Raw genomic sequence first — 1,133 nt, 5'->3', positions numbered from 1 at the left:
GTTACCAGTAGTATACCGTCCTTCGACTACAGGCTCAAAAACGATCACCTTCCGCTCAGGAATTGAATACTGATTATTCGGCCGTACAAAAAAGGTCGTTCTCGATGAAGAGAACGACCTTTAACTTTATAACCTTCCAACATTCAAACGTACATTTAATCGCTCAGGAATTTTTCCAACGCACCTTTGCTGATGCGATAAGCGCTGCCTAGTTTCTTGGCCTTCAGATCGCCAGCTTTGATCGCGGCAACCACATCTTCTTCAGAAACCCGCAGAATTGCGGCAGCTTCGGAGGGAGTCATTACATCCGGCATACTTGCTCCGGCTGCGGCAGTAGCCTCTCCCTTTTGTGGTTGGGCGACTGCTCCAGATGTGGCCTGCTGCATCAAATTGCCTATGCCCATCCCAGCACCGATTCCAGCGGTAAGACCTGCACCTCCGCCTTCGTTTTGAGCTGCATCCCGGAGGGCATCTGCTGCCTGTAATTGTGTGTAAGTTGCCATATCGAGCATACCCATATCGCGCAATTCCTGCGCCGACTTGGAAGAGGGCTTCAGATTGCCGATGTAAAATGATTTTAGCGTCAGGCCGAGCGCCGCGAAGTCAGGCTGTGCTTTTGCGCGGACACCAGCGCCAAGTTCCTCGGTCAGGCCGATCATTTCGAGGACGTTATTATCTGCACCGGTTTCGCCAAGTAAATCGGCGAATTTTGAGAGCAGCATTGTGCGCAGACGATTATCTATATCGCCCATGTCGTAGGTTTCTTGCGCGCCTACAACTTGCGTTACAAATTGTTGCGGGTCGCTGACCTGGATGGAGTATGTTCCGAAACCTTGAAGGAGAGCAACGCCTAAACCTACGCCCGGATTACGGACAATGATCGGTTGCGGTGTTCCCCATTTTAGATCGGCAAATTCTTTCGTCGAGACAAAGTAAACCTCTGCCGGGAACGGCGTGCGATCATTAAAGGCTTTGCCTATAAAATCAATGATCTTGGGGATATTGGCGGTGGCAATCGTGTGACGGCCGGGTCCAAAAACATCCAGCGCCTGTCCATCGCGGAAGAAAACAGCACTTTGTGATTCACGGACGATCACTTGCGATCCAATGCGATAGTCACCAATCCCTTTTTC

At 50.8% G+C, this 1,133-nt stretch carries 1 protein-coding gene; it reads right to left on the bottom strand.

What is annotated here, in order from left to right:
* Positions 1-155: 155 nt before the first annotated feature.
* Positions 156-1,133 (bottom strand): SPFH domain-containing protein (locus tag AC3DOM_RS17060; RefSeq protein WP_487920236.1); only part of this gene is annotated, 978 nt, incomplete at its 5' end.

This window comes from Candidatus Desulfolinea nitratireducens (genome assembly GCF_982879505.1).
Note: the sequence above shows the minus strand (reverse complement) of the source record. Positions and strands in the feature narration are given on the sequence as shown.